This is a genomic window from Pelagibacterium halotolerans (genome assembly GCF_044811015.1).
Lineage (GTDB): Bacteria > Pseudomonadota > Alphaproteobacteria > Rhizobiales > Devosiaceae > Pelagibacterium > Pelagibacterium halotolerans_A.
Genome location: NZ_CP085243.1, coordinates 698,222 through 724,006, shown reverse-complemented (window position 1 = coordinate 724,006; position 25,785 = coordinate 698,222). Strand labels below are relative to the sequence as shown.

Sequence of the window (25,785 nt, the reverse complement as noted above, 5' to 3'; positions counted from 1 at the left end):
CGATGGATTTCAAATCCGACATTGCGCGCTTTGCGACCCGCTTTCTCGCTGTTGCCAGCCTGTGCCTGGGGCTGCTTGACGCGGGACGTCTGCTGGGCGTTACGGGTGGTACCACAAGCCCGCTCACTGCACTGGGAGCCGTCGGCTTTACGTTGCTGGCTGTGGTTGCGGTCGCGCGCCTGTTCGCGGCCGTCGGGCTTTGGCTCCAGGTGCATTGGGGGCTGCTTCTGCTCGGCTTGACGCTCGCGGTCGAAATCGTGCTCTACCTTTCCGGAAGTACGGCAATTGCCATGAGTTTGACGGCATTTATCTTCAAAACTGTGCTCATGCTGGCAACCATACTCCTTGTGGCATTCGCGGCCCTTGCCGCTCGCCGCCGCGCATTTGAATAGCGCGCGAGGCCGGCGCCCGTCGGCTCGCATCTGCTTTTCGGTCCTGTGGATAAATCCCTATCGGCCCCCACGCAAAAGGCCGTGCATCGGACGTGAGCAGGGTCAAGGCCGCTCTTCTCGACCTGTTTACGCCCCGTAAAGGTTACAAATTTCGGTATCGGTGTAACGAAGCAAAAACCAAAAAACCTCAAGTTTTCCCGTAAGATAAAGTTAATCCTGTCTCTTAAACCGTTCTTATCGGGAGACCGGTAATTTGGCGTCATAGACACGAAAAACGTGCGCATTTGACAGTGAGGCAAAACCGATGGCTAACAATGTTTCCGCCGCAAAGGCCGATACGCCGGAACGCGAGCGCAGCCTGAAACCCCTTTATCTCGAAGCGGTCGCCCGGGTCGAGCGTCTGCATCGCCGCCTGCTCGATCTCATCAAGGATGAGTTCGACCGGATGGGATGGGACGACATCAACCCGGTTCAGGCGCTCCTGATGTTCAACATCGGCGATAGCGAACTGACTGCAGGCGAGCTGCGGACCCGCGGATATTACCTGGGCTCGAACGTTTCTTATAACCTCAAGAAGCTCGTCGAGACCGGCTATATCTTTCAGGAGCGCTCCAAGACAGATCGTCGCTCGGTGCGGATCCGCCTGACCCCGAAGGGTGAGGAAGTTGCTGAAGTCATCGACGAACTCTATGAACGCCACCTCAACTCCATCGAAAAGGTCGGTGGGCTGGGCGAATCGGACTTCTCCGGTCTCAACACGGCACTCTCGCGCCTTGAACGCTTCTGGGTCGATCAGATCCTCTATAAGCTCTGAACGACTTTTCCGCCGGGGCGCGCAACACAGGACTGTGGCGACATTGCCACACCAATAAGGCAAACGCCGGCCAGCGCGCCGGCGTTTCTTATTTGCGCCGCAAACCGGTCCTAGCTGGGCGTCTTACGCCGGGCTAGATGAATCACGCTGTCCGGCGGTCGGACGGTAAAACCTCCTTGAGCGCCGTTGTGGGGCAGGGAGGATTGGTGCAAAAGAGCGTGTTTTCGCGAAGGGTTTAGGACTAGGTGACACGACGGATGGTGCAGAATTCGATCAATAAGGGCCGGCGCAACGCAATCAAGACTTTGGCGGCAGTCGCCGCAGGCGCGGCCTTTCCGATGCCGGCGATGGCAGAGTCGGTCCTGGGCTCGCTGACTCAGCGGCGCATCCTCAGTGAGACGGATCGCGAAGCGAATTCCCGCATCGCCATGGACGCGATCGGTACGACGGATCCCATCGTCTCGCTCGATACCGAATATAATCTCCAGCGTGTCGCTGACTATTATCAGCGTCTGGTCAATATCGGCGGATGGCCGGAAGTGCCCACCAATGTTTATGGATTGATCTTGGGCAACCATCGCAAGGCGGTCCGTGACCTGCGGGTCTATCTTACCCATACGGGCGACCTGCCGCAGGACGCCGAAATGTCTGAGATGTTCGATGCCCCGCTCGACGTTGCCGTGCGCGGCTTCCAGGCGCGCCATGGTCTGCAGATTACCGGCAAGGTGGATGAAGCGACCTATTGGGCTATGGCCGTGCCGACCCATGAACGCCTCCGCCAGATCAATCTCAATCTCGAGCGCGTGCGCGGGCTGGCCGGCCAGCTCACTGACCGTTACGTAAACGTCAATATCCCCGCCGCGGCCATCGAAGCGGTTGAGGGTGCGCAGATTGCGCAGCGCCATACGGCGATCGTCGGGCGTATCGACCGGCAGACGCCGATCCTCAAAAGCCGCATCCACCAGATCAACTTCAATCCGTACTGGACGGTGCCCAAGTCGATCATCGAGCGCGATATTACGCGTCTGATGCAGGAAAATCCCAACTACCTGACCGAATACAACATCCGCATTTTCGACGGTTCGGGGAACGAAGTACCCCCGTCATCGATCGACTGGACGACCAGCGAGGCCGTAAATTATACGCTGCGCCAGGATCCTGGCGTGCGGAACTCGATGGGTAACGTGAAGATCAACTTCCACAACCCTTATTCGGTCTATCTGCACGACACGCCGCAACAGGATCTTTTCTCGGGTACGCAACGCTTCCACTCCTCGGGTTGCGTGCGTGTGTCCAACGTTGATGAATTCGTCGCTTGGATACTGCGCGACAACGGCTACAGCATCATCGACGTCAACTCGGTCTTCGCCTCGGGCGAGCGGCTGGACGAGAGCGTCGAGAATCCCGTGCCGATCTTCACGACCTATTTCACCGCTTGGGCGAATCGCAACGGCGTCGTTAGCTTCCGCGACGACGTCTACGATTTCGACGCGACCGGTCGGGTGGATTTCCCGGAACTGGTGTCCTGACGTCTGTGTCCGGCGCGCCGCGTGAAACGCTGTTTGAGTTCCGCCAAGTGGGCCAGCAGGTCCGTGTGGCGGCCATCGACCCGGAAACCGGCGTCGAAGTGATCATCGTCGCGCCTGCGACGGCAACTGAGACGCAGATGAAATCCATCGCGCTCGCCAAGCTCAAACGCAAGCTGGAGCAAGAGGGGTACTAAAGCGCTCCCTTCCTCCTATCTTTGCTTGGAATCGCGCTCCCCTTCATGCTAAGCGGAGCGCGCTTGCTTGCCTTTTTTGCAACACGGGTAGGGTTTGCCAATGAGCGCCACCGGGACAGCACCGCTATTCCCTGACTTCTTCACTCGCACTCTCGCGGACAGTGATCCGATCATCGCGCAGGCGATTACCGACGAACTCGGTCGCCAGCGGCACGAGATCGAGTTGATCGCGTCCGAGAACATCGTCTCCAGCGCGGTGCTTGAGGCCCAGGGTTCGGTCCTCACCAACAAATACGCCGAAGGTTATCCCGGTCGCCGTTATTATGGCGGCTGTCAGTTCGTCGATATCGCTGAAAACCTTGCCATCGACAGGGCCAGGCAGCTCTTCGGAGCCGAATTTGTCAACGTACAGCCCAATTCGGGTTCACAGGCCAATCAGGGCGCCTATCAGGCGCTGCTTCAGCCCGGCGACACCATTCTGGGGATGAGCCTCGATGCAGGCGGACACCTCACCCACGGCGCCAAGCCCAACCAGTCGGGCAAGTGGTTCAACGCCATTCAATACGGCGTCCGCCAGCAGGATGGCCGCGTCGACATGGACGAGCTGCGGGCTCTGGCCAAAGAACATCAGCCCAAGATGATCGTCGCGGGCTTCTCGGCCTATTCGCGCGTGATGGACTGGGCGGAATTCCGCAAGGTCGCCGACGAGGTCGGGGCTTACCTGATGGTCGACATGGCGCACGTCGCCGGTCTGGTCGCTGCCGGGATTTATCCCAACCCGGTCCCCCACGCCCACGTCGTTACCACCACCACCCACAAGACCCTGCGCGGTCCACGTGGCGGCATGATCCTCACCAATGACGAGGCCATCGCCAAGAAGATCAATTCGGCCATTTTCCCGGGCATCCAGGGCGGCCCGCTGATGCACGTGATCGCCGCCAAGGCCGTCGCCTTCGGCGAAGCATTGACGCCCGAATTCAAAGCCTATGCCCGCCAGGTTGTTGCCAACGCCCAGGCGCTGGCCGATACGCTCGTTAAGGGCGGCCTCGAGATCGTCACTGGTGGCACCGACAATCACCTGATGCTGGTCGACCTGCGGCCCAAAAAGGTGACCGGAAAGGCTGCCGAAGCCGCGCTCGAGCGCGCGTTCATCACCTGCAATAAGAACGCCATCCCGTTCGACCCCGAAAAGCCTGCAATTACCTCGGGCATCCGTGTTGGTACACCGGCCGCCACCTCACGCGGTTTCGGTCAGGAGGAGTTCCGCGCGGTGGGCAATCTGATGATCGAAGTGCTCGACGGCCTTGCCGCCAATGGCGAGGACAACAACGGCGCGGTCGAGGCTCAGGTGAAAGAGAAGGTCATGACGTTGACCAAAGCCTTCCCGATCTACGGGTAGCCGACGATGCGGTGTCCTTACTGCGGGAATGACGATACTCAGGTCAAGGATTCCCGCCCCACCGAGGACTCCAACGCGATCCGCCGCCGCCGCGTCTGCAACGGCTGCGGCGGCCGCTTTACGACGTTCGAGCGCGTTCAGTTGCGTGACCTCGTCGTGGTCAAGAAATCCGGCCGCAAGGTGCCCTTCGACCGCGAAAAGCTCACCCGCTCGGTGATGACCGCACTACGCAAGCGCCAGGTCGATCCTGAAGCTGCTGAGCGCATGATTTCCGGCGTTGTCCGCCAGCTCGAAAGCCTCGGCGACGTAGAGGTGAGCTCGGACCAGATCGGCGACTATGTCATGGAAGGCCTTAAAGGCCTCGACGACGTCGCCTTCGTCCGCTTCGCCTCGGTCTACAAGAATTTTTCGAGTGCCGAGGATTTCGAGGCCTTCCTGCGCCAGATGGATGAGGGCAGGGGCGCCGTGGTCAAGGACGACGTGTGAGCGCCACCCTCGATTTTCGCTGGCTCGACGCCGCTGCCCGCATCGCCATGCCGTATCTGGGCACGACCGCGGAGAACCCCACTGTCGGCGCAATCGTCGTTTCCCCTGACGGTGTCGTCGTAGGCCGCGGCGTCACGGCATGGGGCGGGCGGCCACACGCGGAAACCGAAGCGATTGCTATGGCGGGATCCGGGGCGGAGAGGGCCACGCTCTATGTCACGCTCGAACCGTGCAACCATTGGGGCCGCACGCCGCCCTGCGTCGATGCCGTAATCGAGGCCGGCATTACCCGCGTGGTGGTCGGCTCCGTCGATCCCGACCCGCGCACTGGCGGCGCGAGCATAGCCAAGCTGCAAGAACACGGCGTCGAAGCGCTTGTCGTTACGGACCACCCAGGCACGAAGCGCCTTCACGAGGGGTTCTTCTCTCGCGTAACGCGCGGTCGCCCGTTCCTCACGGCCAAACTCGCGGTCTCCGCCGATGGCCGCATCGGAGTCATCGACCGCGGCAATGTCCCGGTGACGGGCGAAGTTGCCCGGCGCTGGACGCATATGCAGCGCGCCTTTTCCGACGCCGTGATGGTGGGCGCCGGAACAGCACGGATCGATGACCCCAGTTTGACGGTGCGCCTGCCGGGGCTGGAAAATCGAAAACCGCTCCGGGTCGTCGTCGGGAGCGGCAAGCCGCTCGATCCCAACCTGAATCTCTTTGCCACCGCTGCAGACTATCCCACTGCGGTTATTGCAGAAAATCACACTCTTGAATCATTGCCTGAAGTCGTGCAGCGCTTTCCCGTAGGGACCGAAGACGGCCGGCTGGCTCTCAAATCCGGGCTCGAAGCGCTCGCCGGGATCGGCATCGGCACAGTGCTTTGCGAAGGCGGCGCCGTCCTCAACGACGCGCTGCTCGATGCCGGTCTCATCGACCGCTTCCACCTGCTCGAAAGCGATGTAGAACTGGGTGCCGACGGTGTACCTGCCACTGTTCACGCATCCTTGCCGGAGCGTTTGACACAACTGGGCTACAGGGAAGTTGATCGCCGCGCCCTGGGGTGCGATAGACTGCGCACCTTCGAACCTGGCTAACGCGCGCAAATGTTCACTGGCATCATCACCGATATCGGCACGCTGATCGAGATCGACGACCGCAACGACGGGCGCCGCCTCCGTATCGCCACCGAATACGACCCCGAAAGCATCGACCTCGGCGCCTCGATCATGTGCGAGGGCATTTGTCTCACCGTCACAGACAAGGGGGCTGGCCAGGAGCGCAACTGGTTCGACGTCTTCGCCGCGCGTGAAACGCTCGACGTGACGGAAGTTGGTGCCTGGGCGCTTGGCCGCCGCATCAACCTCGAGCGTTCGCTCAAGGTCGGCGACGAACTCGGCGGGCACATCGTCTCCGGCCATGTCGACGGACTGGCGAAAATCGTCGAGCGCCGCGATACGGGTGACCAGATCACCTTTACCTTCGAAGCGCCGAAAGATCTTGCCCCCTTCATCGCCAGGAAGGGCAGCGTTGCCCTCAATGGCACGTCCCTCACCGTCAATTCGGTCGACGGCAACCGCTTCAGCGTCCACCTCATTCCCCACACGCTCCAGGCGACCAATTGGCCCGATTACAACGAGGGCGATGCGGTAAACCTTGAAGTCGATCAGATGGCGCGCTATGCCGCGCGCCTGCTCCAGTACGATAAGGGACACTAAATGGCCGTCTCAGGCGATACCCACACCGTTGCGCCGGGCTCGGCCAAGGGACAACATTATTTGATTGTCGAGGCCCGCTTTTATTCCGACCTCGCTGATGCCCTCCTCGAAGGCGCTACCAAGGCGTTCGGGGATGCCGGCGCAAGCTTTGACGTCGTCACCGTCCCCGGCGCGCTCGAAATCCCTGCCGCCATCGCCATGGCGAGCGATCTGCAAGGCGAGAAATACGACGGCTACGTCGCCCTCGGCTGCGTCATTCGGGGCGAAACCACCCACTACGAGATCGTTTCGAACGAAAGCGCCCGCGCCCTGATGGACCTCACCATCGCCGACGGCATTGCCCTGGGCAATGGCATTCTGACGGTCGAGAACGAGAACCAGGCCTGGGTACGGGCGCGGATCTCGGAACAGAACAAGGGCGGCGGCGCTGCCGTAGCCGCAATGACCATGGTCGCACTCAAGACACGGCTAGAGGATTGATAATGGCCGACGAAAGCACGCGACAGGCCAACAAACGCGGCTCGGCCCGCCTCGCTGCGGTGCAGGCGCTCTATCAGATGGACATCGGGCAGGCCACGCTCGAAGATACGCTCGCCGAATTCCAAACCTACCGGCTTGGCCATGAACTCGAAGGCGAGCAATATCTTCCTGCCGATGCCGACTACTTCAAGCATATCGTGCGCGGCGTCGTGCAGAATCAATTGAAGCTCGATCCCATCATCGACAAGACGCTTCAGAGCGGCTGGCCGATGACCCGGATCGACGCCACCCTCCGCGCCCTCCTGCGCGCCGGCGTTTTCGAATTGACCATGCGCAAGGATATTCCCTTTAAGGTCGTGATACGCGAATATGTCGATGTCGCGCTCGCCTTCTACGAGGACGAGGTGCCGGGCATGGTCAACGGTGTGCTCGACGCGGTTGCACGGCAGTATTCGGAAGGCTATGGGGCCAAAGACTGACCCCGACTGAAAAGGGGAAGTCCATTGAGCGCCACACGCAACATCGTCCTGCTCTCGGGCAATCAGGCCATCGCCGGTTCGTCGCAGGGTATCGTAATTGCCGTTGGCGCGCTCGCCGCTGCCACGCTCTCTCCTGACCGCGCCCTCGCCACCGTCCCGACGACCATCATGATTATTGGCATGGCGCTGACCGCTGGCCCGGCAGCGATCATTTTGCACCGGCTTGGCCGCACGCGCGGCCTGATGCTCGGGGTCACGATTGGCATGGCTGGCGGCCTGCTTGCCGCCCTGGGCCTTGCCCTGGGCAGTTTCATCGTTCTTTCGCTCGCCTACGGGCTCATCGGGGCGGCGGGCGCGTTCGGCCAGCAGACGCGCTTTGCGGCGGCGGACAGCGTGCCGCCCGACATGAAGGCCCGCGCCGTGTCCTGGGTGTTGTTCGGTGGCGTACTTGCCGGCTTCCTCGGCCCCCGTCTGGCGAGCATGACGGCCGAAACGGTTCCCGGCGCGCCCTATGCGGGCTCGTTCATTTCGCTCGCTGCGCTCGGCATCGTGGCGCTCGCATTCCTGAGTTTCACTCGGCTGCCCAAAGGTGAACCCAAACCGCAACCGGGGGCTTCCGGCCGTTCGACGACTCAATTGCTGCGCGACCCCGACATCTTCGTGCCCATGATCACCGCCATGGCGTCCTACGCGCTCATGACCTTCGTCATGGTCGCCGCGCCCTTGGCCATGGTCTATATCTGCGGCCACTCGACCGCCGATGCCGCCAATTCCATCCAGTGGCATGTCGTGGCCATGTTCGCGCCGAGCTTTGTCACTGGTGCCATCATCTCGAGGATCGGCACGCATATGACCATCGGCATTGGGCTCGTGCTGATTCTCGCTGCCGCGGCGACATCGCTCAATGGCATCACGACGCTGCATTTCGACATCGCGCTTGTCCTGCTCGGTCTGGGCTGGAACTTCGGCTTTATCGGCTCGACGGTGCTCCTCTCGAAGGGCTACCGGCCCGAGGAAGGCGCGCGTGCACAAGCGCTCAATGAACAGTTCGTTTTCGGCACCATGGCCGTCGCCTCGATCGGCGCAGGCGTGCTGCTCAACGTCCTTGGCTGGGAGGCGATCAATCTCATGGTGATGCCGATTGTCGCCGCGGCGATTTTGCTTCTGGCCTGGGCGGACCTGCGCAGCCGGAGGCCGCGCGGTCCCGCGATGCCATCAGATTGATTGCAGGATCGCTTCGATGAACCCCTGGTCTTCGCCGAACGACGCCGTGCGGCGCTGTTCGATGGCGACCACCTTGCCGTCCTCGAGCGTATAGACGGCCTTGTCGGCAACACGGTTGTTGGCGCCGAAATAGACCGCCAGCACCGTGCGTTCCTGCACCGTCTGCAATCCGAACGCCGTCTCGGTTACCTTGGTCTCGATATAGTACCAGGCGGTTTCACCGCTGAACGTGCTGGTCGTTTGCGGCGTACCCAGAACGATTTCCACCAGATCGCGGCTGACCCCGGGGCGGATCTGGGCAATGGCGTCGTCGGGGATATCGTAGCCGAGCGTGCGGTTGGCGATGAAACCGGTGCCAGAACAACCGGCAAGCGCGACCCCGAGGGCGGCGGCAACGGCGATGGAGCTCAGGCGAAGGCGGACCGGACGCAAAGGCATGGAATTGACTTTCCTCTTGGCTCTCGACTATAGCCTCGCGCAGCGCGCCGAGGACGAGGGTGTTGCGGCAAACGCGGTTCGATGCGACACGCTATAGCCGTCCAAAGGCTGTTCTGGCAAGCGAGCAATCCTTTTCGATGCGACCGCTGCCGATTTCGAGGTCCCCCAAAGCATGATCCTCCCGCTCTTCAGAAAGACACGCCTCACAGGCCCAGTCTTGGCTGCCTATAACTGCATTGTGGCGCAATCCCGGCGGGAAATTTTCTATGCACAATGGGGTATCGAGGATTCGCTGACGGGGCGCTTCGACATGCTTTCGCTTCATATGGCGCTCGTATTCCGGCGTCTGCGCCAGGAAGACAAAACGGCCAAGGCATTCTCGCAGAATCTGTTTGACTGCTTTTTTCACGATATGGACCGCTCCCTGCGCGAAATGGGGGTAGGCGATCTTTCCGTTGGAAAACGCATAGAGAAGATGGGGAGCCTGTTTTACGGTCTGCTTGCGGCCGTCAACGAGGCGATGGACAGCGGCGATCCCGCTCAGCTCAAAGCCGTTCTCTCGCGAAATTTGCACGATGGAGCAACTCACCCGGCGCTGGACGCGTTTGCCGATTACGTTTTGTTGTGCGACGACGTGCTCGCAACACAAGACACGGCTGCGATCCTCGGCGGCAACATCACATTTGGAGAGCCCGCTTGACCGAGCCCGAACATTTCGATCTCGACGCACGCGTAAAGGTCGACAAGATTCCCGCAGAGGGCCGTGTCGTCACGATTGAGACCGACGATGACCAACGGACCCATCTGGCGGACCGATTCCAGGTTTCGGCGGTGAACGCCTTTGCCGCGACGGTCACCGCGACCCGGTTCCGGGGTGGTGTCAGGGCGCAAGGACGCGTCACTGGCGAGGTTGTCCAGCCTTGCGTCATTACCCGGGACCCCGTCGTTCAGAAAATTGATGAACCGGTCGACCGCGTCTTCCTGCCTGGCCGGCACAGGGCGGACGACGCCGGGGCTGGCGCGGAGGTGTTCGTCAATCTCGAGGACGAGGATTTCCCGGACTATTTCGAAGGCGACGAAATCGATCTTGCCGACCTCGTCATGGAGGTTTTTGCCCTGGCGATTGATCTTTATCCCCGTGCGCCCGGTGCGCACCTGCCCGATGGGGTTTCCGGAGACGATCCGGCCGAAGCATCGCCCTTTGCCGCTCTCAAGAGCCTTAAAAAGGACTGAACGCGGCTTGACCTTTGGTCTAAGAACCTTGCACACATGGGCTCCTCGGCTATGGTGCGCCAGCGCCGGAGGCAGTGTATTCGGAGCGTGTTCAAAAGAAGTGGGTACCACTTTGGGATTCGAACGCGCGACCAACGTAGAACTTGGGCGGGTTGTGGCGAATGCCCCGCTCTAACGACAGGCGGTCAATGAGTGACACGATAACGATCTCCGTGGATGCGATGGGCGGCGACAATGCCCCCAAAGCGCCGATTGACGGAGCCAGATTGCTCTTGCGGGAGCGGCCTGACGCGAAATTCATTTTTCACGGCCGAGCCGAAGTGATCGAACCGCTCATCGCGCAGCATCCCGATTTGCGCGCGCGAAGCGACATCCGGCACGCCGAGATTGTCATCACGATGGAGGATAAGCCCAGCCAGGCCCTGCGCAAGGGCAGGGGGACATCTTCGATGTGGGCAGCAATCCAGGCGGTCAAGGACGGGGATGCCGACGTTGCGATCTCGGGTGGCAATACCGGCGCGCTGATGGCGATGGCGACATTCTGTCTACGTCCCATGGAAGGCATTTCCCGCCCGGCCATCGCCGCGATCTGGCCGACACTCAAATCCGACATCATTGTGCTGGACGTCGGCGCCACCATCGGCGCGGATGCCGACCAGCTCGTTGACTTTTCGATTCTCGGCGCGGCGATGGCCCGTGCGCTTTTCGATATGGAAACGCCCTCTGTCGGGCTTCTTAACGTGGGTGTCGAGGAAGCCAAGGGCAATGAATGGGTGAAGGATGCCGCCAGGATACTGGCCTCCTCCGAAGGCGGCGGCTTCAAGTACCACGGCTTCGTCGAAGGCGACGACCTGGGCAAGGGGACGGTGGACGTCGTCGTCACCGAAGGCTTCACCGGCAATATTGCACTAAAAACCGCCGAAGGCACCGCCCGCCAGGTCGGGACCTACCTCTCCAAAGCCCTGCGCGCGGGCTTTTTCTCGCGCATCGGCGCGCTGCTCGCCACGAGCGCGCTCTCTGCGCTCAGGAGCAAAATGGATCCGCGCACGGTCAATGGCGGGGTCTTCCTGGGCCTCAACGGCGTTGTCATCAAAAGCCATGGCTCGACCGACGAAATCGGTTACAAAAGCGCGCTTGGGCTCGCTTACGACATGGCCCGCAACGAACTCATCGGCAAGATCGCTGACGGACTGGAACGTTTCCACCCGGCTGCCCTGCCCGTCGAAAATCTGCAATCGGAGGCACCTTCAGCGTGACTAGCCCGCATTTCTCAAAATCCGACCCGAAGGGCCGGTCGAAAATGGCGACAGGGGGCGTCAGAGAGCTTGCACGTATGGCCAATACGCACTGCCTCTCTTCCTGCCCTGACCGCCATTTTGGACCGGCGCAAGGCACAAGGAGTTTGAGAAATGCGGGCTAGGATTACCTCCCAAGTGCGCGGCATGGGTAGCTATCTGCCCGAGCGGGTGATGACCAACGATGAGATGGCGACGATCGTCGACACCTCGGACGAATGGATCGTCCAGCGCACGGGCATCCGGGAGCGCCACTTGGCCGCCGAGGGCGAGATGACGTCGGACCTGTGTCTAAAGGCTTCAGAACGAGCCCTCGAGGCCGCGGGCATGACGGCGGCAGACATCGACCTCATAATCGTGGCGACCACGACTCCCGACCAGACCTTCCCGGCAACCGCCGCGATTCTCCAGACCAAGCTCGGCATCTCCCATGGCGTCGCTTTCGACGTGCAGGCGGTTTGCTCGGGTTTTGTCTTCGCGCTTACGACCGCCGATGCCTATCTGCGCACGGGGCAAGCCAAGCGGGCGCTGGTTGTCGGCGCGGAAACCTTCTCACGCATCCTCGATTGGACCGACCGCGCGACCTGTGTGCTCTTCGGCGACGGGGCAGGGGCCATGGTCGTTGAGGCCGTCGAAACCGAGGACGAAGAGGAAATCGGCATCCTTGCCTCGAGCCTGCGCACGGATGGCGCGCACTGGAAAAAGCTCTATGTCGATGGTGGCGTATCCTCGACCGGGACCGTGGGGCACGTCCATATGGAAGGCCGTGAGGTCTTCAAGCACGCAGTGGGCATGATTTCCGACGTGATTGAGGATGTTCTGGCCAAGACCGGCAAGACCACAGACGATCTCGATTGGTTCGTGCCGCATCAGGCCAACAAGCGCATCATTGACGGCGCAGGCAAAAAGCTCGGCATTCCTGAGGAAAAGACGATCGTTACGGTCGACAAGCATGCCAACACCTCGGCAGCCTCCGTGCCGCTCGCCCTGAGCGTGGCTGTGGCCGACGGCCGTATAAAGTCAGGCGACCTTGTCATGATCGAAGCAATGGGAGGCGGTTTCACCTGGGGCGCCAGTCTCATCCGCTGGTAGGCGTTGACCGTGCCGCAATAACGGCGTTAAGTAATTGATTTAAGGGCGCTAGGAGCCTGAGGCATCCAAGTGCGCCGTTAGATCCCGTTCGGATCGTCTCGTGACGAATGTAGAGTGCCGGGATATTGGGGGGTTTAGACAATTTGACGTTGAGGGGATTGGTATGGCGGCAAAAACTGTAACCCGTGCGGACCTGGCCGAGGCGGTCTACCAGTCCGTGGGTCTGTCACGCACCGAGTCGGCTGAGCTCGTTGAGCGTGTTCTTGAACTGATCAGCGATTCGCTCGCCGACGGCGACAACGTCAAACTCTCTTCCTTCGGATCGTTTCAGGTCCGCTCCAAAAATGAGCGCATCGGCCGGAATCCCAAGACCGGCGAGGAAGTTCCGATCCTCCCGCGACGGGTTCTTGTGTTCAAACCGTCCAATGTCTTGAAATCCAAGATTAACAAATCTATGGTCCGAACCGGAAAATAAAGCGTTTTTACCGGGATAACAGGCCCTAAGCGTGGACAAATCGCCAGATGCCTTCCGGACCATTTCTGAAGCGGCCGATGAACTCGACCTGCCTCAGCATGTCTTGCGTTTCTGGGAGACGCGGTTCAACCAGATCAAGCCCCTGAAACGCGGCGGCGGGCGGCGTTATTACCGCCCGGACGACGTTCAGCTTCTCAAGGGCATCCGTCACCTGCTTTATGATCAAGGCTTCACCATCAAGGGCGTCCAGCGCATCTTGAAGGAGCAGGGCGCACGCCACGTCATCGCAATAGGCGAGACTGGCCAGATTCAACCCATTGCACCCCAGCCCCAGCCCGATGAACCGGGCTTCGTGGAAGACCAAGACCATGACGCTGCGCCCGTCGCCGAGAATGGTGCCGCAGCGACCCACGCGCTGCCGCGATCCGAGCCCCCGCGCTTGACCGAAGGCCAGCGTGCCCGGCTTAAGGAAACCCTGGCGCAACTCATGGACTGCAAAGTGTTGCTCGACAAAGCCCGGAACGGCTGATTCCGCGTATTAACGCGTCATTCGCTGCAAAAGCCAAAGAACCGCAACGACGGATATAGCAGAAAGAATAACCCAGAACAGTACGATCACAGCCACCGCGCCCAGCAGCGCGGCAAGCGCATCCCAGAACCCGATCGTTCCGATGAGAAGGGCAAGAAGGATGATGATCAGAATTGGCATGACGCTGGTCCCTCATATACGCATACCGATAACGGCCGACGCACGATTGGGTTGCTGCAAATCCGCCCCTGCGATCCGCGAAAAAGGCATTTGCACTCTTGCGCTGACTGCAGTGATTATATAGGGGAAAGGCCACGTCGGGGCGTAGCGCAGCCTGGTAGCGCATCTGTCTGGGGGACAGAGGGTCGTCGGTTCAAATCCGGCCGCTCCGACCATTTTCAAAAGGCCACCCCCAAGAAAGGGTGGCTTTTTTGTTGCCAGGATATATGGGGTAGGAATGCTGGCAGAAATAAGCTTGGACGCCGCGCTGGCAAACTGGTCCGGCCTTGAAGGGAGTGACGCGACGCTCGTCAATCTCTCGGAAAACCATACCTTCCGGATCGACACGCCGACAGGCGACAAGCACATCCTGCGCGTTCACAGGCCCGATTATCATTCCCGTCTCGCTATCGAGAGCGAATTGGCCTGGATGCGCGCACTGCGCGCCGACGCCGGGCTTTTTACGCCCCGGCCAATTCCCGGCGAGGATGGTGCCTTCGTCCAGAAAGCACCGTTCGAAAGCCATAACGACGTCCGGCACATGGTCCTCTTTGCCTTCGAAACCGGCACCGAGCCAGAAGTCGGGGACGACCTCGCACCCGTGTTTACCCAACTGGGCGCGCTCGCGGCACAATGTCATGCCCATGTCGAGCGCTGGACCCAACCCGAACCGTTCGAGCGCCAGATTTGGACCGCCGAAGCGATACTCGACCGCGACGCCATCTGGGGCGACTGGCGCCGGGCACCGGGCATCAACGGTCCCATCCGCAAGCAACTCGACCGCCTCGACGCGCAATTGCGGTTGATGCTCGCCTCTTATGGCAAGGGGGCAGACCGCTTCGGTCTTATTCATGCTGACATGCGCCTCGCAAACCTCCTCGTCGAGGATGGCGTAACCCGCATCATCGATTTCGATGACTGTGGCTTTTGCTGGTTCGGCTACGACTTCGCCGCCGCCATATCCTTTTTCGAGGACGACCCCACCGTGCCCGCGCTCCGCGATGCCTGGCTGACCGGCTACCGCCGGCACCGTGCTTTTTCGCGAGAGGATGCGGCGATGCTCGATACCATGGTCATGCTGCGCCGTATGGCGCTCCTGGCCTGGATCGGTTCGCACAACGAAACAGAGCTTGCCCGGAGCCTCGCCCCGACCTTCGCGCAAGGCACTGCGGATCTCGCCGAGCGCTATCTCAGAACCGGCCGGATTGATTGTTAAACCAGCGCGCGTCGACCATCCGTCTGGGCCGGATCGGTCCGCCGATAGCCCGCGCAAACGCCCCATAAAAGGCCAGTTACGAGAAACCAGTGCCGCCAGTGGTCGGTGTCGATGATGCCTGAAAGGATGATCATCGGAACGAATGTTGCATAGACCGGAATGAGCAGAAGACGGTTCGGCGAGCGGCGCGCAAGCGTGCCCGTGCCTTTCGCCAGCGTCCAGATCACAAGTACGAAATAGGCGAACCCGCCACCCCAGCCATAGGCGTGGAGCACGTTGATATAGGTGTTGTGCGGCTGCTCGGAGATTCGCAGTGAGCTGAATTCCAGCGGTCCCAGTCCCCACGGATGCGTAAGCGCTAGATCGAAGGCATAGCCGATGCGCCCGAACCGCCCCGTCGCCCCCGAATCGTAACTTTGGGTCAGCGCAAAGCGCTCCGCAAAAAGCGCCGCGACGGATTCGATGCTCAAGAGCGCCATCAGAAGCGCGGCGACCACCATGATCCCGCCGATGGCGAGCATCAGCATGCGCACCTTGTCGTGCGCTTTCGCCTCGAGAAAAAAGCACAGGAAAAATACGAGCGCCGACGACACCGCCATATGGCCCCACGCACCGCGCGAAAAACTCACGAAAACGCCGACGAAAATGACGAGGTAGAGCGCCGCGCCCATAAGCGCCTCGCGCCGGGTTCCGAGCAACGTGCGTTGGAGGAGGAACATCGCCGGCAATATGAGAAACGGCCCATAGACATTGGGATCGTTGAAGAAGGCCCGAGCGCGCCCATAAAGAACCAGCGCGCCTTCCCCGGGCAGAAACCCCAGATAGGCTGCGGTGCCCACCACCGCCGCAACGATCGCCGCCGCGATATAGGCCTTCCCCACAATCCGCATCGATCTCAGCGGTACCTGCGCGACGAAATTGGCGACGATATAGCTCGTAAGCATCAGAAAGATGGTGACGAGCGTATAGAGCAGCGTCTTGTCGAGATCTCGATGCTTGACCTGAAAGACCGCGATCAGCGCGAACGGTGTAAACGCCAGAACGACATAGAGCAGGGGTAGCGTGCCCTTGTCGAGTTTCAGGCCCGCGAAGATCGAAAGCCCCAGCACGGCAAGGAACAGCACCTCATAGGGCGAGGGCTCTATAAAGACAAATGCGCCGGAAAAGACCCACAACGCTACAAGCGGCCCGAAGGCTGCCTGTGCGAGGCCGCTCATGTAGGCCGCCCCCAGCGCCCGCCGGTCATGCAGTGGTGCGTTCTTGTCGCCAAAAGCCGTCAAAAGGCGTTCTCGGCCTTGGTGAACAGCGAGACCGGCGTCATCGCGAGAATGTAGAGATCGAGAAAGATTGACCAGTTCTCGATGTAGTAGAGATCGTGATCCACACGCTGCATGATCTTTTCGATCGTGTCGGTCTCACCCCGCCAGCCATGCACTTGCGCCCAACCGGTAATCCCGGGCTTGACCTTGTGCCGCGCGAAATACCCGTCCACAGCCTCATGATAGAGCGTATTGGCCGCCTTGGCCTCCAGCGCGTGCGGACGCGGCCCCACGATGGAGAGTTCCCCCTTCAAGACGTTGAAGAGCTGCGGCAGCTCATCGATGGATGTCTTGCGGATGAACCGTCCGACCGGGGTCACCCTCGGATCGTCGCGTGTAACCAGTTTCGAAGCCTTTGTGTCGCTCATATCGATGTACATCGAGCGGAATTTGTAGATTTCGATCAGCTCGTTATTGAACCCATGGCGCTTCTGCCGGAACAGCACCGGCCCCTTGGAAGTCAATTTGATCGCGATCGCAGTGGCGATCATGATCGGGGAGAGGACAATAAGCGCGAAAATCGCGACCACCTTGTCGAACACCCATTTGAAAACACGGTTCCAGTCCGAAATCGGCCGGTCGGCCATGTCGAACACCGGTAGGTCCCCGACATAGGAGTAGGTCTTGTCGGTAAAACGCAGCTTGCTCATATGCGCGCTGAGCCGGATATCGACCGGCAATACCCACAATTGCCTCAGCATCTCCAGAACGCGTGCTTCGGCTGAAAGCGGCATCGAGACGATAACGAGATCGATCTTGGCCCGGCGTGAGAATTCGACGAGATCGGCGACCTTGCCGAGCTTATGGAGCCCCGCCACCACGTCGGGCGAGCGCTCGCCCACACGGTCGTCGAAGAGCCCGATCAGTTTGATGTCGTTGTTCGCACCCGATTCGATGGCTTCGATCAGGGACGCCGCCGAAGGCCCGCCACCAACGATCACCGTCCGGCGCTTCAACCGCCCGTCTTTCGACCACTTAAGGACAAGTGCGCGCCAGATGAGCCGGAAGGCAATGAGCGCCACGCCACCGGCGGCAAACCAGCTCAAAAGCCAGACGCGGGACACCATGTCCCCGGCTTTGAACAAAAACAGCCCGGTCATCAGAACGAGAAAGACCGCGGACCAGCCGATCATGACCCGGAAGGTTTGCTTGAAAATCGACCGGTACGCGACGATCCTGTGCGTACGCGCCATGTTGAAGCTCACATTGGCGAGCAGCACCGACCCGGCGATCAACGGCACATAGAAGAGCGCTTCACTCAGCGGCAGATACCAAAGGAAAATGCCAATACCGGTCAACGCAAGCAGGCCTGCTTCGATGATCTGCGCGATACCGGAAAGAACCGTGTGGGAGTAGCCGGATTCGACGGGCCGGGATGCAATTTCCTCGGCGAGCGGGGAAAGCCCTCCCGAGCGTTGGGACCCGCCGCTTTCAATATGATCGACTGCCGCCTGCCTGGGATCGACACGGAACATGACAAAACTACCTTTTACGCAAAACCAGAATGCCCCCGCGTCCTAATATCGTTCATGAGATATGAAAACTCGGTGAAAAATAAGGCGGTGTGGCTGAACCTATCGGCCTGCGCGCAGTTCGGTGTAAAGCGCCTCGATCCCGTCGGTCATCCGCGAGACCGAAAACCCTTCATGCACGAAGCTGCGCAGTGCCGCTGCGTCCTCGGCATACCGTCCGGGCTCCGCAAGAAACGCCGCCATGGCCTTTTCCAACGCATCCTTGCTATCGGGCTCGATCAGCCGGTCCGCCTGCGGTCCGAAAATCTCGGAAATCCCGCCGACATCCGTTGCGATCACGGGCCGCTCCGCCGCGGCGGCCTCGAGGACGATATAGGGCAGGGATTCCGCCCGCGACGGTACGACGACGCACCGGCCGCGCGCAAACATTTCCCGTGCCGGCTGAACGCCCGCAAGTGTCACCCGGTTCGTAACGCCAAGCGCTGCGATCTGCGCCCTCAGAGCGTCCGCGTCAGGCCCGTCTCCTGCCACGACCAGCGTAGCGGGCGTTCCGTCCGGTCGCCGAAGTGGCGCCAGCGCCTCGACCAGAAGATCGATGCCCTTGAGCTGACGCAACTCCCCGACAAAAACGAAATCGGCCGCGTCCTCAGGTGGTGCAATCGGCACGAATTCCGCCTCCACGAGCCCGTTATGGATCACCCGGGTTACGCATTTCGGCCGCGCAACCTTCTCGCCGAACACCCGCTCCGCATGCGCGCTTTCGAAAACAACCGCGTCCGTCGCTGCGAGCAGTCCGCGCTCGATCGTCATGAACAGCGCCCCCGACGGCGTTTTCTGATCGAAGTGCAAAGCCCCGCCATGAGGCGTGTAGAGCGTGACAGCGGCGTTTTGCCAAAGCCCTGCAACCCGTGCCGCGAACCCGCCTTTAGCGCCGTGTCCGTGCAGGACATCGATCCCGAGTGACCGGGCAAGTCGCCATATCCGCCAAGGCGTCGCTATGTCCTGCGCGCCGAGCAGCCGGGGAATCGGCAAGCGGTGAATACCGAGTTCGGTGTAGGGTTTGAGCTTTTCGAGTTTGGCTTCGGTCGCCGCATCGCCCGAAAGACTATCGGCAACGATACCGACCTGATGACCGCGTTCGCTCAAAGCTGCGGTCAGGTCCGCGACGTGGCGGAACAGCCCTCCGACCGGCGCGCGCATGACGTGGAGTATGCGCATCTAGGGCCTGTCATCACTTATAGATAGGGGTTTGACGGGCCATAGGCCGAGCGCGTTTCGTGGAAAGTGCCGTGCCGTGGACTGATGTCCACAAACGGGACTTTTCGCGAAAGGAGGCGGCCTACGGCCCGCCCGAAGGGTTTTGCATAAATCGTCCACTCCCGGCACGTTTCTCGCGGCACGGGGGACAACCCCGAGCCACGAGAAACGCTTGGTATTGAACGATTTATGCAAAATCAAACCCCTATCTATAAGCGATGACAGGCCCTAAAGCCAACGCTCGGAAATGACGATTGTGTCCCCCGGGAGGATGGGGAAGTCGAGCCCCACCGAGCCCCGCACCATGTCGGAGCCCTGGCGCCGGTAGATGACGGCACTGTCGCGGTTTGCCACTTCCGTGAAGCCGCCCGCCGCACTGATCGCCGCCCGCGCCGTCATGCCATAGACATACGGAAGGGCTCCGGGAGACGCGACGGCCCCCTGAATGAAAAAGGGCCTGTATTCAGCAACCTCCACGGCGACATTCGGGTTCCGCATGAAGCCGTTGGCAAGCGCCGCGGTGATCCGGCTCCCCACGACCTCGGCCGTCAAGCCGCGCGCCGGAATGGCACCGACAAGCGGCAATGCGATGGCGCCGGAATCGTCTACCCGATAGGTATTGGTAAGGTTTGCGTCCCCGTAGACCGTAACCCGTACGACATCGCCACTATCGAGACGATATGGCCCCGTTTGCTCGACGAGATAGGTCGCGGGCCCGCCGGCATGAGCGCACGCGGCAAGCAGTAACGGAAGAAGCAGAACGAGCAAGAAGCGCGGTACACGCATCGCAGAATCCAAGCGATTGGGAACTTATCGATTGCTGCCATGCTATAGTTAACATTCCCCTTATTGCGGGGCGGGCCGTGGCGGCTTAACCGAATGCTTACCATGACGCGCCATAAGAAAAGGCATGCGGTGAGTCTTTAATCTAGGACCTGCCCGAGTATCAGTAGGGGAGAGTTATGACCGGTCCGGCACAAGGCGCCGATCAGCCCGACGCAAGCATTGCCATGGGTGCTATTGTGCGGGCCGTCATTGTCCGCCTCCCGCGCATTCTGTTTGTCACGCTGATTTTGTGCGCGGTCACTTTCGCGATTCTCACCTTCATGCCGCGGCTCTATGAAGCGCGCACCAGCCTTCTGATTGAACCGCGTACAACACCTTTTACGCGGGTAACGAACGATACGACAACAAGCGCGGTCGTCGATGCGGCGACGGTTGCCAGTCAGATCCAGTTGATCACCTCGCGCGAAACCATCCTGGCCGCGGTCGATGGCAGCGGGCTGCGCGAGGCCTCCGAGTTCGCCGGGCTGAGCGATTCGGAGCTCGTCGAAAAAGTGCGCGATAACCTCGTGGTCGCCCAGGAGCGCGATTCCCGGCTCGTGACGATCGCCTTTCGCGCCGAAGATCCTCAAGTCGCCGCCGACCTCGCCAACGCAATCGCCGAGGCGCATATCGCCCGGCTCGTCGATCAGCAGATCCAGGATACGACCGGCGCCACCTTATGGCTCCAGCGCGAGATCGATGAACTGCGCGAGACCGTGCTTGAAGCCGAGCGCCGTGTCGCCGAGTTCCGCGTCGAAAATGACCTGTTTATCGGGCAGAACAACACCTCGATCGTCGACCAGCAGCTCTCCAATATCGCCACCCAGATCACGACGACAGCCGAGCGTCGCAATGCCGCGCAGTCGCGCGCGCAACTGATCCGGCGCATGCTGGAAAATGGCCAGTCCGTTATCGGCATTTCGGATGTGCAGAACTCGTCCGTCGTCCAGAGACTTATCGAGCAAAAAGCGACGCTCCAGGGGCAACGCGCCCAACAATCGGCGACGCTGCTTTCCAACCACCCGACCATCCGTGCGCTCGATGCGCAGATCGCCGAAATCGATCAGCAAATTGCTGCCGAAGGACGCCGCGTCGCCGAAGCGCTCGAAGCCCAGGCCGAGATCGAAGCGGACCTCGAAACCTCCCTGCGGGCAGACCTCGAAGACCTCAAGCAGAGTGCCGGCGCCGCGACCCGCGACGGGGTGACGCTCGCTGAACTCGAACGCGAGGCGGCGGCTCAGCGCGAATTGCTCAACGCCTTCCTGCTGCGGTATTCCGAGGCCGCTGCCCGTACCGATGCGGATTCGGCGCTGCCCGATGTGCGCATAGTCAGTACGGCTGCACCTTCGGATACGCCAGCCTCGCCGCGCACCACGCTCATTCTGCTTGCCGTCGGCATCGGCTCGATCATCCTGCAAGTGGGCGCCGTCATTTTTTCGGAGCTGCTGTCCGGCCGTGCGCTTGTCGAGCGCACGGAGCCGGAACCTCCCGAACCGGCGTCGCGGATGCCCGAACCGGCGACCGAAGAGAAGAAGGACGATCCTCAGGAAGAGCCGGTTGGTCAGGGTGCGCCGCGGCTCGCGCCCGTCGCGGTTGAAGTCGAAAGCCTCGCGGCGCGCGTTCTTGCGGGTACCGTTCGCCGCATTTCCATCGCGACGCTCGATCATTGGCGCGACAGCGCGGATTTCGCCGAACGGCTGACCGCCCGGATCGTCGAGAACGGCCAATCGGTTGCCGAGGTCGATGCCGCAAGCTCTCAGCAGGGCATTGAGCCGGGACTGACCGACCTATGTGCCGGCGATGCCGATTTCGGCGATGTCGTTCATACCGGCCACGATGAACGCTTTGCCTTTGTGCCCTGGGGGCAGGTCGCGAGACTTGCGCGCCAGCCCGCCAAAGGCGAAACGCTTGTTGAGGCATTGTCCGATATCTATGAAGCCGTCGTCGTGGTCACCGGTACGGTGGGCATGGCGTCCGCATTGCCCATCTTCGCGCAGGCGGGGGGGTGCTGCATATTGCTGACGCGTGACGCGGCCAGAGCGCAAATGGCACGGCACGAAATCGAGGCCCTGGGTTTTGAACCTGTTCATGTGGTCGTTGTGTCCGAATCCAAGTCGGAAGTTGCTTAGGCCAAAGGTCTCTCGGTCTTGCAATAAGAACCTGGGCAAACAAACAAGTGTCCGCATAGGGGGTGGTTCGGTGCGGTATTCAGTCTATCGGGCGGCGTTCGAAACGCTGGCGCTGACCGGCGTTTCGCCGCTCATTCGCAGAGTGTCGCGCGCAAAGGGCGTGATTTTCACCCTACATCGCGTCCTGCCGGACGCTCCCGCGGCCTTTTCTCCGAACGCGATTTTGCAGGTCACTCCCGAGTTTCTCGAAGCGGCTATCGTCAAAACCCGGGCCGCCGGCTTCGACATCGTCGATCTCGACGAGGCGGCCCGCCGGATAGAAGCGCCTGAAAAGACAAAACCCTTCGTGGTCTTCACCTTCGACGATGCGTATCGCGACAACCTCCAATACGCGCTGCCCATCCTGAAAAAGCACAACGTGCCTTTCACGCTCTTCGTCTCCACGGCGCTGACCGACGGCAAGGCCGAAGTTTGGTGGCTGGCGCTCGAGGATATCGTCGCCGCCAGCACCGTCGTCGTCATTCCCGAGCGCTCGGGTCCGCGCTACGCAGACGCCGCTACTTTGGCGCAGAAACAAAAGCTTTATGACGAGCTCTACGCCCGGCACCGGACGATGCCAGAGCCCCGGCGCGTCGAGGCGCTACACGCGCTCGCCGACCGCGCCGGCCTCGATCTCGGCGCCCACTGCCGTTCTCTCATCATGAATTGGGCCGAACTCGCGACCTTCGCCGATGATCCGCTCTGCGCCATTGGCGCACACACTGTGCATCACTACGAGCTGTCCAAGCTGCCCGAAGACACAATGCGCTTCGAGATCGACCGGTCCCGTTCGATCATAAAGGCGCAGTTTGGCAAGGCGCCGGCGCATTTTTCCTATCCGATCGGCAGCCCCGTCGCCGCCGGTCCGCGCGAATTCGCGGCAGTCAAAGAGCTGGGCTTCCGCACTGCGGTCACCACACGCCCCGGCGGCCTCTACCACGAGCACGCCGGTCACCTCGAAGCCTTGCCGCGTATATCGCTCAACGGCCGCTTCCAGAAAGAACGTTTCCTCGACGTTTTCCTGACCGGCGCGATTTTCTCCATGCTCGCCGGCGGCAAGGTCAATGTAGGGTAGCTACTCCGGCTTGGACATCCACCGGATCACCGCCATCGCCGGAAACATCCACCCCAGCCCGAACGCCACGAAGTAAATCAGATGCACCCAGCCGGGCGCGCCGACAAGCAGCCGTTCATACCCCCACATCCCGACGATGGCCCAGGCGACAAGGGTCAAAAGCGTGAGGGCGACCCCGATCGCTTTGCGCTGGCTCTGCGTCATGGCTATGCTTAACCCCTGCGGCGATTGTTGACATTGCGTTGGCTTGGGCCCCGCTTTAGCAGTTCGGCGCACAAACACAACTCCGGTACCAGGACGTGACTGCGCTTTCCGCTACACCATCGCTTGACTACGACCGCTTGCGCCCCGTGCGCATCTGGCTCTACGCCCTTGCGGCCCTCGTCCTATTGATGGTGCTCGTGGGCGGTGCGACGCGTCTGACCGAATCCGGCCTCTCGATCACGGCCTGGAAGCCCATCTCCGGTATCGTCCCGCCGCTCTCGGACGCCGATTGGCAAGCTGAATTCGAAGCCTATCAGCGCATCCCGCAATACCAGCTCTTTGCGGACTGGATGGGCGTCGAGGAATTCAAGCTCATTTTCTGGTGGGAATGGCTGCACCGGTTCATTGGCCGCATGATCGGCTTCGCCTTCGCCATTCCCTTCGCCATCTTTGTAGCCCAGCGCCGTATTCCCAGGACATTGATCGGTCCGCTCGTCGTTCTCTTCCTGCTCGGCGGCTTCCAGGGCTTCCTCGGTTGGTGGATGGTTTCCTCGGGCCTCTCCGAACTCACCTCGGTCAGCCAGTACCGCCTCGCGGCACACCTCTCCGCCGCCTGCCTTCTGCTGCTGGCGCTCGTCTGGGTCGGCCGCAGCCTCGAGCCACCGGCTCATGGCGTCCGGCCGAGCAGGGGATGGGTTGCCGCCGTTTGGGCGCTTCTCGTCCTCATCGTCATTCAGATCGCCGCCGGTGCCCTCGTCGCCGGGCTCGATGCCGGCCTGTCGCACAACACCTGGCCTCTGATGGATGGGCGTCTGATCCCCAACGGCCTCTTCGTCATGGACCCGGCCTGGGTCAACCATTTCGAGAACGTGATGACGGTGCAGTTCAATCACCGCAACATCGCCTACGCAATCGTCGTTTTCGTTGGCGCGCTTCTATGGCTCGGACGCAAAAACCCCGGATTTTCAGGCATCCACGGCTGGCTACCCCGTATCGCCCTGATCGTCCTCTTGCAGGTCGCTCTCGGCGTCGCGACGCTTCTGAGCGTCGTAAGCATCCCCCTCGCGCTAGGCCATCAGGCCCTCGCATTCATGTTGGCGGCGATGGTGGTAGCCTATCTCTCTGATATGAAACGGCTTTCGTAGCGGTACTATTATACCGCCTTCTCAAGACATTGTTTTAAAACACGAAATTCTTTTCGCTTGACGGCCTGTCACGCCACCTGTATCACCCGCGCCGAACGGATCGCAATTTATCTGCAATCCCTGCCGTCCCGCACGCCGGAAGCAGGGAGGATCTTAAGGAAACCAAAGATGAAAACCTACTCTGCCAAGGCTGGCGAGATCGAAAAGAAGTGGGTGCTGATCGACGCCGAGGGTCTCGTCGTCGGCCGTCTCGCTGCTCTGATCGCCACCCGCCTGCGCGGCAAGCACCTGCCGACCTTTACCCCCAACCAGGACATGGGCGACAACGTTATTGTCATCAATGCCGACAAGGTGAAGTTCACCGGCAAGAAGATGGACGACAAGCGCTTCCACTGGCACACCGGTTACCCCGGCGGCATCAAGGACCGCACCATGCGCGAGCTCCTCGAGGGCCGTTTTCCCGAGCGTGTCGTCGAGAACGCCGTGCGCCGCATGATGCCGGGTGGCCCGCTCTCGCGCGCTCAACTCAAGAACCTGCGCGTTTACGCCGGTTCCGAACATCCCCATGAAGCCCAGCAGCCCGAAAAGATCGACGTTGCCGCGCTCAACGCCAAGAATGTGAGGGTGAAGTAATATGTCCGAGACCATCAACTCCCTCGAAGATCTTGGGCAGGCCACCGAAGTCGCGGCCTCTGATGCGCCCGTGCGCACCCAGAAGCTCGACCAGTATGGCCGTGCCTATGCCACCGGCAAGCGCAAGGACGCCGTCGCCCGCGTGTGGATCAAGCCCGGTTCGGGCAAGATCACCATCAACGGCAAGGAATTCGCCCAGTATTTCGCCCGTCCGGTGCTCCAGATGATCCTGCAGCAGCCGATCGTCGTCGCCGAGCGTGTTGACCAGTACGATGTCATCGCCACGGTCGCTGGCGGCGGTCTCTCCGGGCAGGCCGGTGCCGTTCGTCACGGCATCTCGCAGGCTCTGACCCTCTACGAGCCCGAGCTGCGCGGCGTCCTCAAGAAGGGCGGCTTCCTCACGCGCGACAGCCGTGTGGTCGAACGCAAGAAGTACGGCAAGGCCAAGGCCCGCCGGTCCTTCCAGTTCTCCAAACGCTAAGTTTAA

General features: G+C 61.1%; 30 protein-coding genes and 1 tRNA gene. 24 read left to right on the top strand and 7 right to left on the bottom strand.

Going from position 1 to position 25,785, the window contains the following annotated elements:
• Positions 1-2 precede the first annotated feature (2 nt).
• The 11 genes from LG281_RS03575 to LG281_RS03525 all read left to right on the top strand — a co-directional run bounded on the left by LG281_RS03575 (position 3) and on the right by LG281_RS03525 (position 8,703).
• Positions 3-392: a hypothetical protein gene (locus tag LG281_RS03575; protein WP_404404430.1), complete on the top strand. Its 390-nt coding sequence runs from the start codon at positions 3-5 to the stop codon at positions 390-392.
• 304 nt (positions 393-696) lie between these two features.
• Complete coding sequence (ldtR, locus tag LG281_RS03570) at positions 697-1,206, top strand: transcriptional regulator LdtR (protein WP_404404428.1); 510 nt, start codon at positions 697-699, stop codon at positions 1,204-1,206.
• 245 nt (positions 1,207-1,451) lie between these two features.
• A complete protein-coding gene (locus LG281_RS03565) occupies positions 1,452-2,735 on the top strand; it encodes a murein L,D-transpeptidase (protein ID WP_404404426.1) in 1,284 nt (427 codons plus the stop codon).
• Positions 2,736-2,740: 5 nt separating this feature from the next.
• Positions 2,741-2,929 carry a DUF6898 family protein gene (locus tag LG281_RS03560; protein ID WP_404404424.1) on the top strand — a complete coding sequence of 63 codons (189 nt, stop codon included), beginning with the start codon at positions 2,741-2,743 and terminating at the stop codon, positions 2,927-2,929.
• A 100-nt stretch (positions 2,930-3,029) separates the two neighbouring features.
• On the top strand, positions 3,030-4,328 hold the full coding sequence (gene glyA / locus LG281_RS03555; RefSeq protein WP_404404422.1) for a serine hydroxymethyltransferase: 1,299 nt from the start codon (positions 3,030-3,032) through the stop codon (positions 4,326-4,328).
• Positions 4,329-4,334: 6 nt separating this feature from the next.
• Entirely contained in the window at positions 4,335-4,814 is a 480-nt protein-coding gene (gene nrdR / locus LG281_RS03550; protein ID WP_404404420.1) for a transcriptional regulator NrdR, read from the top strand.
• Positions 4,811-5,899 (top strand): bifunctional diaminohydroxyphosphoribosylaminopyrimidine deaminase/5-amino-6-(5-phosphoribosylamino)uracil reductase RibD, encoded by a 1,089-nt coding sequence (gene ribD / locus LG281_RS03545; protein WP_404404418.1) that lies wholly within the window; start codon positions 4,811-4,813, stop codon positions 5,897-5,899. Before nrdR ends, ribD begins: the two co-directional genes overlap by 4 nt.
• A gap of 9 nt (positions 5,900-5,908) precedes the next feature.
• A complete protein-coding gene (locus LG281_RS03540; RefSeq protein ID WP_404404416.1) occupies positions 5,909-6,520 on the top strand; it encodes a riboflavin synthase in 612 nt (203 codons plus the stop codon).
• Positions 6,521-7,000, top strand: coding sequence for a 6,7-dimethyl-8-ribityllumazine synthase (locus LG281_RS03535; RefSeq protein ID WP_404404414.1), 480 nt, complete (start codon positions 6,521-6,523; stop codon positions 6,998-7,000). It begins immediately after the preceding gene.
• Between the two features lie 2 nt (positions 7,001-7,002).
• Complete coding sequence (nusB, locus tag LG281_RS03530) at positions 7,003-7,479, top strand: transcription antitermination factor NusB (RefSeq protein WP_404404412.1); 477 nt, start codon at positions 7,003-7,005, stop codon at positions 7,477-7,479.
• Positions 7,480-7,503: 24 nt separating this feature from the next.
• Positions 7,504-8,703 carry an MFS transporter gene (locus LG281_RS03525; RefSeq protein WP_404404410.1) on the top strand — a complete coding sequence of 400 codons (1,200 nt, stop codon included), beginning with the start codon at positions 7,504-7,506 and terminating at the stop codon, positions 8,701-8,703.
• On the opposite strand, the gene LG281_RS03520 is transcribed toward LG281_RS03525, so the two are convergent.
• Positions 8,695-9,141: an outer membrane protein assembly factor BamE gene (locus LG281_RS03520; protein ID WP_404404408.1), complete on the bottom strand. Its 447-nt coding sequence runs from the start codon at positions 9,139-9,141 to the stop codon at positions 8,695-8,697. The two genes, LG281_RS03525 and LG281_RS03520, sit on opposite strands and share 9 nt — an antisense overlap.
• A 172-nt stretch (positions 9,142-9,313) precedes the next feature.
• Here LG281_RS03520 and LG281_RS03515 point away from each other — a divergent pair, with 172 nt between their 5' ends.
• The 6 genes from LG281_RS03515 to LG281_RS03490 all read left to right on the top strand — a co-directional run bounded on the left by LG281_RS03515 (position 9,314) and on the right by LG281_RS03490 (position 13,765).
• On the top strand, positions 9,314-9,841 hold the full coding sequence (locus LG281_RS03515) for a ubiquinol-cytochrome C chaperone family protein (protein WP_404404406.1): 528 nt from the start codon (positions 9,314-9,316) through the stop codon (positions 9,839-9,841).
• A complete protein-coding gene (locus LG281_RS03510) occupies positions 9,838-10,374 on the top strand; it encodes a YceD family protein (protein WP_404404404.1) in 537 nt (178 codons plus the stop codon). The genes LG281_RS03515 and LG281_RS03510 overlap by 4 nt, the downstream gene beginning before the upstream one ends.
• Positions 10,375-10,562: 188 nt before the next feature.
• Positions 10,563-11,630, top strand: a complete 1,068-nt coding sequence (plsX, locus tag LG281_RS03505; protein WP_404404402.1) for a phosphate acyltransferase PlsX — start codon at positions 10,563-10,565, stop codon at positions 11,628-11,630.
• Positions 11,631-11,783: 153 nt separating this feature from the next.
• A complete protein-coding gene (locus LG281_RS03500) occupies positions 11,784-12,761 on the top strand; it encodes a beta-ketoacyl-ACP synthase III (RefSeq protein WP_404404400.1) in 978 nt (325 codons plus the stop codon).
• Positions 12,762-12,924: 163 nt separating this feature from the next.
• The gene (locus LG281_RS03495; RefSeq protein WP_404406609.1) at positions 12,925-13,236 is read left to right on the top strand and encodes an integration host factor subunit alpha; all 312 of its coding nucleotides are present in this window, start codon (positions 12,925-12,927) and stop codon (positions 13,234-13,236) included.
• Positions 13,237-13,267: 31 nt separating this feature from the next.
• On the top strand, positions 13,268-13,765 hold the full coding sequence (locus tag LG281_RS03490; RefSeq protein WP_404404398.1) for a MerR family transcriptional regulator: 498 nt from the start codon (positions 13,268-13,270) through the stop codon (positions 13,763-13,765).
• 9 nt (positions 13,766-13,774) lie between these two features.
• On the opposite strand, the gene LG281_RS03485 is transcribed toward LG281_RS03490, so the two are convergent.
• Positions 13,775-13,945 (bottom strand): hypothetical protein, encoded by a 171-nt coding sequence (locus tag LG281_RS03485; RefSeq protein ID WP_404404396.1) that lies wholly within the window; start codon positions 13,943-13,945, stop codon positions 13,775-13,777.
• 138 nt (positions 13,946-14,083) lie between these two features.
• Between LG281_RS03485 and LG281_RS03480 the strand changes: the two genes are divergently transcribed.
• Both LG281_RS03480 and LG281_RS03475 read left to right on the top strand, forming a co-directional pair.
• Positions 14,084-14,160, top strand: a tRNA-Pro gene (locus LG281_RS03480).
• Between the two features lie 62 nt (positions 14,161-14,222).
• On the top strand, positions 14,223-15,200 hold the full coding sequence (locus LG281_RS03475; RefSeq protein WP_404404394.1) for a phosphotransferase enzyme family protein: 978 nt from the start codon (positions 14,223-14,225) through the stop codon (positions 15,198-15,200).
• Here the strand turns inward: LG281_RS03475 and LG281_RS03470 are convergent.
• From LG281_RS03470 to LG281_RS03455, 4 genes are all read right to left on the bottom strand, one after another.
• The gene (locus LG281_RS03470; RefSeq protein ID WP_404404392.1) at positions 15,197-16,480 is read right to left on the bottom strand and encodes an O-antigen ligase family protein; all 1,284 of its coding nucleotides are present in this window, start codon (positions 16,478-16,480) and stop codon (positions 15,197-15,199) included. The two genes, LG281_RS03475 and LG281_RS03470, sit on opposite strands and share 4 nt — an antisense overlap.
• Complete coding sequence (locus LG281_RS03465; protein ID WP_404404390.1) at positions 16,477-17,994, bottom strand: undecaprenyl-phosphate glucose phosphotransferase; 1,518 nt, start codon at positions 17,992-17,994, stop codon at positions 16,477-16,479. Before LG281_RS03465 ends, LG281_RS03470 begins: the two co-directional genes overlap by 4 nt.
• A 99-nt stretch (positions 17,995-18,093) precedes the next feature.
• Complete coding sequence (locus LG281_RS03460) at positions 18,094-19,209, bottom strand: glycosyltransferase family 4 protein (RefSeq protein ID WP_404404388.1); 1,116 nt, start codon at positions 19,207-19,209, stop codon at positions 18,094-18,096.
• A 267-nt stretch (positions 19,210-19,476) separates the two neighbouring features.
• Positions 19,477-20,034 (bottom strand): polysaccharide biosynthesis/export family protein, encoded by a 558-nt coding sequence (locus LG281_RS03455; RefSeq protein WP_404404386.1) that lies wholly within the window; start codon positions 20,032-20,034, stop codon positions 19,477-19,479.
• Positions 20,035-20,210: 176 nt separating this feature from the next.
• Between LG281_RS03455 and LG281_RS03450 the strand changes: the two genes are divergently transcribed.
• Together LG281_RS03450 and LG281_RS03445 are read left to right on the top strand one after the other, a co-directional pair.
• Entirely contained in the window at positions 20,211-22,202 is a 1,992-nt protein-coding gene (locus tag LG281_RS03450) for a GumC family protein (RefSeq protein WP_404404384.1), read from the top strand.
• Positions 22,203-22,272: 70 nt separating this feature from the next.
• Complete coding sequence (locus LG281_RS03445; RefSeq protein WP_404404382.1) at positions 22,273-23,316, top strand: polysaccharide deacetylase family protein; 1,044 nt, start codon at positions 22,273-22,275, stop codon at positions 23,314-23,316.
• On the opposite strand, the gene LG281_RS03440 is transcribed toward LG281_RS03445, so the two are convergent.
• A complete protein-coding gene (locus tag LG281_RS03440) occupies positions 23,317-23,520 on the bottom strand; it encodes a DUF2842 domain-containing protein (protein ID WP_404404380.1) in 204 nt (67 codons plus the stop codon).
• Positions 23,521-23,615: 95 nt separating this feature from the next.
• On the opposite strand from LG281_RS03440, the gene LG281_RS03435 reads away from it, so the two are divergent.
• The 3 genes from LG281_RS03435 (at position 23,616) to rpsI (ending at position 25,779) form a co-directional block, all read left to right on the top strand.
• A complete protein-coding gene (locus tag LG281_RS03435) occupies positions 23,616-24,665 on the top strand; it encodes a COX15/CtaA family protein (protein WP_404404378.1) in 1,050 nt (349 codons plus the stop codon).
• A gap of 168 nt (positions 24,666-24,833) precedes the next feature.
• Entirely contained in the window at positions 24,834-25,298 is a 465-nt protein-coding gene (gene rplM / locus LG281_RS03430; RefSeq protein WP_404404376.1) for a 50S ribosomal protein L13, read from the top strand.
• Position 25,299: 1 nt separating this feature from the next.
• Complete coding sequence (gene rpsI, locus LG281_RS03425; RefSeq protein ID WP_404404374.1) at positions 25,300-25,779, top strand: 30S ribosomal protein S9; 480 nt, start codon at positions 25,300-25,302, stop codon at positions 25,777-25,779.
• Positions 25,780-25,785 lie beyond the last annotated feature (6 nt).

Bases quoted from the DNA above. Each gene is read 5' to 3' on its own strand.
- LG281_RS03575 (WP_404404430.1), top strand. From the start codon at position 3: ATGGATTTCAAATCCGACATTGCGCGCTTTGCGACCCGCTTTCTCGCT.
- ldtR (WP_404404428.1), top strand. From the start codon at position 697: ATGGCTAACAATGTTTCCGCCGCAAAGGCCGATACGCCGGAACGCGAG.
- glyA (WP_404404422.1), top strand. From the start codon at position 3,030: ATGAGCGCCACCGGGACAGCACCGCTATTCCCTGACTTCTTCACTCGC.
- nrdR (WP_404404420.1), top strand. From the start codon at position 4,335: ATGCGGTGTCCTTACTGCGGGAATGACGATACTCAGGTCAAGGATTCC.
- LG281_RS03540 (WP_404404416.1), top strand. From the start codon at position 5,909: ATGTTCACTGGCATCATCACCGATATCGGCACGCTGATCGAGATCGAC.
- LG281_RS03535 (WP_404404414.1), top strand. From the start codon at position 6,521: ATGGCCGTCTCAGGCGATACCCACACCGTTGCGCCGGGCTCGGCCAAG.
- nusB (WP_404404412.1), top strand. From the start codon at position 7,003: ATGGCCGACGAAAGCACGCGACAGGCCAACAAACGCGGCTCGGCCCGC.
- LG281_RS03520 (WP_404404408.1), bottom strand. From the start codon at position 9,141: ATGCCTTTGCGTCCGGTCCGCCTTCGCCTGAGCTCCATCGCCGTTGCC.
- LG281_RS03515 (WP_404404406.1), top strand. From the start codon at position 9,314: ATGATCCTCCCGCTCTTCAGAAAGACACGCCTCACAGGCCCAGTCTTG.
- plsX (WP_404404402.1), top strand. From the start codon at position 10,563: ATGAGTGACACGATAACGATCTCCGTGGATGCGATGGGCGGCGACAAT.
- LG281_RS03500 (WP_404404400.1), top strand. From the start codon at position 11,784: ATGCGGGCTAGGATTACCTCCCAAGTGCGCGGCATGGGTAGCTATCTG.
- LG281_RS03495 (WP_404406609.1), top strand. From the start codon at position 12,925: ATGGCGGCAAAAACTGTAACCCGTGCGGACCTGGCCGAGGCGGTCTAC.
- LG281_RS03485 (WP_404404396.1), bottom strand. From the start codon at position 13,945: ATGCCAATTCTGATCATCATCCTTCTTGCCCTTCTCATCGGAACGATC.
- LG281_RS03475 (WP_404404394.1), top strand. From the start codon at position 14,223: ATGCTGGCAGAAATAAGCTTGGACGCCGCGCTGGCAAACTGGTCCGGC.
- LG281_RS03465 (WP_404404390.1), bottom strand. From the start codon at position 17,994: ATGTTCCGTGTCGATCCCAGGCAGGCGGCAGTCGATCATATTGAAAGC.
- LG281_RS03460 (WP_404404388.1), bottom strand. From the start codon at position 19,209: ATGCGCATACTCCACGTCATGCGCGCGCCGGTCGGAGGGCTGTTCCGC.
- LG281_RS03455 (WP_404404386.1), bottom strand. From the start codon at position 20,034: ATGCGTGTACCGCGCTTCTTGCTCGTTCTGCTTCTTCCGTTACTGCTT.
- LG281_RS03450 (WP_404404384.1), top strand. From the start codon at position 20,211: ATGACCGGTCCGGCACAAGGCGCCGATCAGCCCGACGCAAGCATTGCC.
- LG281_RS03440 (WP_404404380.1), bottom strand. From the start codon at position 23,520: ATGACGCAGAGCCAGCGCAAAGCGATCGGGGTCGCCCTCACGCTTTTG.
- rplM (WP_404404376.1), top strand. From the start codon at position 24,834: ATGAAAACCTACTCTGCCAAGGCTGGCGAGATCGAAAAGAAGTGGGTG.
- rpsI (WP_404404374.1), top strand. From the start codon at position 25,300: ATGTCCGAGACCATCAACTCCCTCGAAGATCTTGGGCAGGCCACCGAA.